Source organism: Protofrankia sp. CiP1_Cm_nod3 (assembly GCF_982290655.1).
Map to the genome: position 1 here is coordinate 11,870 of NZ_CEVIVD010000102.1, position 4,893 is coordinate 16,762.

6 protein-coding genes are annotated in these 4,893 nt (G+C 69.6%); 3 read left to right on the forward strand and 3 right to left on the reverse strand.

Going from position 1 to position 4,893, the window contains the following annotated elements:
• Positions 1-169: 169 nt before the first annotated feature.
• The gene (locus AC5LUJ_RS17535; RefSeq protein WP_250290096.1) at positions 170-2,173 is read left to right on the forward strand and encodes an alkaline phosphatase family protein; all 2,004 of its coding nucleotides are present in this window, start codon (positions 170-172) and stop codon (positions 2,171-2,173) included.
• 30 nt (positions 2,174-2,203) lie between these two features.
• Here AC5LUJ_RS17535 and AC5LUJ_RS17540 read toward each other — a convergent pair whose 3' ends face one another.
• Positions 2,204-2,752: a hypothetical protein gene (locus AC5LUJ_RS17540; RefSeq protein WP_250290098.1), complete on the reverse strand. Its 549-nt coding sequence runs from the start codon at positions 2,750-2,752 to the stop codon at positions 2,204-2,206.
• 413 nt (positions 2,753-3,165) lie between these two features.
• Between AC5LUJ_RS17540 and AC5LUJ_RS17545 the strand changes: the two genes are divergently transcribed.
• The gene (locus AC5LUJ_RS17545) at positions 3,166-3,237 is read left to right on the forward strand and encodes a hypothetical protein (protein WP_493465308.1); all 72 of its coding nucleotides are present in this window, start codon (positions 3,166-3,168) and stop codon (positions 3,235-3,237) included.
• Between the two features lie 24 nt (positions 3,238-3,261).
• Here AC5LUJ_RS17545 and AC5LUJ_RS17550 read toward each other — a convergent pair whose 3' ends face one another.
• Together AC5LUJ_RS17550 and AC5LUJ_RS17555 are read right to left on the reverse strand one after the other, a co-directional pair.
• Entirely contained in the window at positions 3,262-3,639 is a 378-nt protein-coding gene (locus tag AC5LUJ_RS17550) for a GNAT family N-acetyltransferase (RefSeq protein ID WP_250286649.1), read from the reverse strand.
• Positions 3,636-4,109, reverse strand: a complete 474-nt coding sequence (locus tag AC5LUJ_RS17555; RefSeq protein ID WP_250286652.1) for a hypothetical protein — start codon at positions 4,107-4,109, stop codon at positions 3,636-3,638. The genes AC5LUJ_RS17550 and AC5LUJ_RS17555 overlap by 4 nt, the downstream gene beginning before the upstream one ends.
• Positions 4,110-4,457: 348 nt before the next feature.
• On the opposite strand from AC5LUJ_RS17555, the gene AC5LUJ_RS17560 reads away from it, so the two are divergent.
• Positions 4,458-4,733: an SCO4848 family membrane protein gene (locus AC5LUJ_RS17560; protein WP_047221120.1), complete on the forward strand. Its 276-nt coding sequence runs from the start codon at positions 4,458-4,460 to the stop codon at positions 4,731-4,733.
• The last annotated feature ends 160 nt before the right edge of the window (positions 4,734-4,893 follow it).

The following is a 4,893-nucleotide window of genomic DNA, read 5'->3' on the forward strand; positions in this document are numbered from 1 at the left end:
CCGACACCGCCCCCCGGGCGTAGAGGCGTTCGGCCGGTCGCTGTCGACACAGCCGCGGCGTGTGGACACGTCAGGTTGTCCATAGTGTGATCAAACATGTTCACTGTGCGATCGCAAGATGTCGACGTGTGTTCCCGGCTGGGACGGATGGTGCCGGTAGTGTTCGGTCGTGCCCAGCAGCAAGCCCGCCCAACCGGCCCGGATCGGCACGCCGGCGGCTCCCGGCGCCGCGGACACCGCCGTCGAGCCGCCGGAGGGCCAGGCCGTCGACGGTGATCGTGCCCGGTATGACGGTGACCGCCCACGCCGTCCCGGCGACGTGCCTGTCGACCGTCCCGGTGCCGTGTCCGTCGGCCTTTCTGGCGGCGTGCCCACCGTGCCTCCCGGTGACGTGCTCAACGCGCCTCCTGGTGACGTGCTCAACGCGCCTCCTGGTGACGTGCTCTTCTCCCATCCCGCCGCCGCATCCGCCGGGCGTCCTGGTGGCGTGCCCTTTCACCGGGCCGGCGGTGGGGAGGTGGCCGCGGCGGCCGCGGTCCTCAGCGCGCCGGAGCTCGCCGGGATCGTGGATCTTGTCGCCTGGGTCGACGACGGCTGGCTCCACGTCGCGAACGCGGACGGCGCCTCGCGGCTGTCGCTGACCACCGGCCTCGACGGCCCCTGGGAGGTCCTGCGCGGGCGCGACCCGGTGGCCGTGCGGGACCCGATGCACGGCGTCCCGCTGGAGCAGGCGCTCAGGGACCCCTCGCCGCCGAACGCCCGCAACTCCTACCCGCTCGCCGGGGTGCGGCTCGCGTCCGTCTTCGCCGATCCGGCCCGCTCGCCGGACGTCGTCGTCGTGCACAGCGCGGCACATCACTGGCCGGAACGCGGTGGGCATCTCGGCGAGCACGGGTCGCTGGACGCCGGCCAGTCCCGGGCGCCGCTGCTGCTGTCCGGCGCCGGCGTCCACGGACGAGGGCCGCTCGACCGGCATGCCCGCGTCGTCGACGTCGCGCCGACCCTGGCCTACCTGGCCGGGGCGTCCATGACAGACCCGGCCCGCCCCGCCGGCTTGAACGATCCGACCGGCTCGAACGATCTCACCGGCCCCGCCAGCTTGAACGATCTGGCCCGCCCCGCCAGCTTGAACGATCTGACCGGCTTGAACGATCTGGCCGGTCTGGCCGGCGCGAACGGTCTGGCCGGCGCGGGCGGGCCGGCCGGCCGGAACGGTTCGGCTGACCTCGGCATCGACGGCCGGGCCCTGACGGAACTGTGCGTGCCCGGCGCCCGGCATGTTGTCGGCCTGCTCTGGGACGGCGTGAACTGCAACGACCTGCTGGCCATGGCCGGCGCCGGCGAGCTGCCGGCGGTCGCCCGCCTGCTGGCCCGTGGCGTCGCCCTCACCGGCGGCGCGGTCGCGGAGTTCCCCAGCGTGACCCTGGCGAACCACACCAGCGCGCTCACCGGCGTCGGCCCAGGGCGGCACGGCATCCTCAACAACGCCTACTTCGACCGGGAGACCGGCCGGCGGATCGTCGCCAACGACGCGTCCACCTGGCATCTGGCCTGCGAGCAGCTGCGGCCGGGGGTGCGCACCGTGTTCGAGGCGATCGCCGCGGCCCGGCCCGGGGTGTCGACGGCCTGCGTCAACGAGCCGATCGACCGAGGCGCGACGTATTCGACGTTCGGGCTGGTCCGGGCGATGAACAGCGCTGCCGGCGCCGGCGGGCTGGGCGAGCATCTGCCGTCCGCCGCGGACGACCCGCACGCGACCCAGGAGTGGGTCGCCGCCAACCCGGACTACGCCTGGTCGACGCAGGTGGACGCGCTCGGCCTGGCGCAGATCCGCCAGCTGTGGGGCGAGCAGGCCGCCGAGCCGCCCGCGTTCACCTGGTGGAACACCACGGTGACCGATACCGGGCATCACGGCGGCGGCCCGTATTCGCCGCAGTCCCGGGCGTCGATGGCCGACGCCGACCGGCGCCTCGGAGTCTTCCTCGACCTGCTGGAAGCCCGCGGACTCGCCGACGACACCGTCATCCTGCTGACCGCGGACCACGGCAGCGAGGGCGCCGACCCGTCCCGCACCGGCGACTGGGACGAGGCCCTGCGCGCCGCCGGCATCCCCTTCCGCGACGAGGCCTACGGCTTCCTCTACCTCACCCCCTCCGCCGCCACGAACACCTGACCCGGACGGGTTCGCGCTCACATGCGCTGGTCAGCGAGGCCGGGCGGATGACTCGGCCGGCTCCCGTGGCACGGGTACTTCCGTGACCGGCCGGCTGAGCAGGAGACGGGGTACGCGGCTGCGTTCCTGAATCCATGCCCGGACGTCGGAGTCCAGGTAGCCGGCCACGCGCAGCAGGTCGGCGTGCATCCGCTCCAACGGCCGGTTGTGGATCGGTTCGTGGTGCGCGATGCGGTTGCGGAGCCGGACAAGTCTGTTGACCGGGTCGTAGATGGTCGCGCGCCGGGCAGGACGAAGGCCCGGGAAGGCATGACGGAGCACAGGCGTCCAGAGGGACGTCTCGTAGCGTCGGGACAGGAGATAGCGCCAGAAGCCGAAGGTCAGCTCGGCGACGACCCGACCAGGGGTGATGATCCTGCCGTCACGTCGGATCCTGAACCCGGCGTCCACGACGTCCTGATGTCCCCGGGCTTCGAGGATCCCGGCCGGATCGTCCCACCACTCGCTGGCACTGTGCCGGTGCAGGTGCCATGCCGTGAGCTGGTCGTGAAGCGCGTTGCGCAGCACGACCTCGAGCACTCCCAGGTCCTCGTGGAAGCCGGCGCTGACGGCGCCGTTCCACTCGTAGAGGGCGATTGCGCTGACGATGTCATCGCCGCATGCCCGCTCGTATGGGCCGAGACGTTCGGGGCTCAGCCCGCGGCGAAAGCCGGGAGGCCTGGGACGGGGACAAGGGATTGGACATCGACGTACCGATCTTCTATGCTTCTGAAAGAGACCCCGGATGACCTCTACCGCACAGGCGGCACGCCACCGGGGTTCTGTCTGTTCTGGCGTTCTGTCTGTTCTGGTGAACAGCGCGGCACACGCTCGCAGGTGGCTGTGGATAGTGATATCTGTCGGTCACACCCTATGGCGGTCAGTGTGTCCGAACTCGCGCCCCGTACTGAGAGACCACGGCTGCCCGTGGACGCTGGACTGGTGGGGTGATTGTGTCGAAACAGGCTTCGTGGTTCCTGGTCGCGGTCGGCGCGTGGACGTGGGCCATCTGGCCGAACTTGTGAGAAATTGCCAAGATCTGTGGATGATTATGTCTGCGTGACGGGCCGTTGCATATAGATCATGGGGATCGGTGATTCGGTGTCGTAGGGCTCGATGTCGGTGTAGCCGAGGCGGCGGTGGAAGCTGATGACGGCCGTACGGGTGGGCAGGGCGTCGAGGACCAGGCGGGTGAAGCGGTGTCGTGCGGCGTGCTGGTGTGCGTGTTCCATGAGGACGCGTCCGATCCCGCCACGATGCGTCGGACGTACGTAGAGACGTTTGATCTCCGCGGTGCTGGCAGGCGGGCGGGGTGCGAGTCCCACGCAGCCGATGGGATGTTTGAGGCCCGCGTTGTTGTCGGCGGCGTACAGGTCCCACTTGTCGGGATCGGCGGGACGAGGGACACGGTCTCCGCGGCGGGTCATAGTGGTGGCATCAACTCCGGGCCATCCCCCGGGAGCGGCCTGGACAGTTCGGCCACCAGATGGGGGTCGGCGTGGATCGCGGCGGTCTGGCGCCACTCGTGGACAAGTTGAGTAAAAGGCCCGAGTACTCCCGCTTCCGCGCTGGCCTGGAGTCTGCGCAGCAGGGTGGTGACGCATTCGGTCTGCTCGTCGTCGGGAAGCAGGTCGATCCAGGGGAAGACCTCGGTGAGGATGCCTTCGAGCACCTCCCTGGCGGCGGGTTCATGCAGTATGGCGCGCAGGATACGGGCGGTGATTGCCAGGGCCTCTTCGACGTCGGCGGCTCTGTCCGCCAGTTCGATGCGCAGGTTCGGGCCGTCGCGCCGGGCGAGTTCGACGACCTCTCCTTGATCGATGAAGGCGAGGACGCGCTTGGGCTCGCGAAGGAGGTCGCTGTACGGAAAGGAGACTCGCGCGCTGGAGGCGACCATGGCTCGATCAGATCTGAACTACTTCAGATCTGGCTGCGCCGAGGCGGACCGCAGCGCCCTCGGCCCCTCGGCCGCTGACCGGCGGGGGAGTGCCGGCCAACGCTCGTAGGGGCTGAGCCGCCCGGAACTCAACCTGCGGCAGAGCCAAGCGGTGCGGGACAGGGGCGGAGGGCCGGGCATCGGTGCGCTGCCTTCTGAACTGGCTGACGGAGACCCCGGATGGCCTCTACCGTTCAGGCGGCAAGCCGCCGGGGTTATGTCTGTTGTCAAAGCCTATGACGATCAGCGTGTCCGAACTCGTGCCCTCGCGGAGAGACCACAGCTCTCCGCGGATGCCAGGCTGGTGGGGTGACTCTCTCGAAGCGGGCATCCTGGTTCCTGATCGCGGTGGGTGTGTGGACGTGGGCGATCTGGCCGAACTTCCTTCGGAACATATGGAAGGATGATCGTTCCTGGGACGACGGCCCGACCGGCTTCTTCACCGTCCACCTGGTCCTGACCGTCGTCTCCCTCGCGATCGGCTCGGTGGTCGGCTGGCTCGGCATCCGCGGCGTTCGCGCGGCCCGCCAGCGCGGCAACGGTGACGCCGCCCCGTCCAAACAGCTGATCAATTCGGGTCGTTGACGCACCGAAGACGGCCGCTGTCCTGAAACGCTCGCGTCGTCCGAGACTCTTCTGGAGTCTCGTGATGCTGTCCCGTTTACGCGGTCGAGGTCCTGATCATGCCTGCGACCAGTGAAGATGGCTCAGCGTGACTTTAGCCATCCGGAATCACGGGACACTG

Excerpts from the sequence above, each read along its gene's own strand:
- AC5LUJ_RS17550 (WP_250286649.1), bottom strand. The coding sequence starts at position 3,639 with ATGACCCGCCGCGGAGACCGTGTCCCTCGTCCCGCCGATCCCGACAAG.
- AC5LUJ_RS17555 (WP_250286652.1), bottom strand. The coding sequence starts at position 4,109 with ATGGTCGCCTCCAGCGCGCGAGTCTCCTTTCCGTACAGCGACCTCCTT.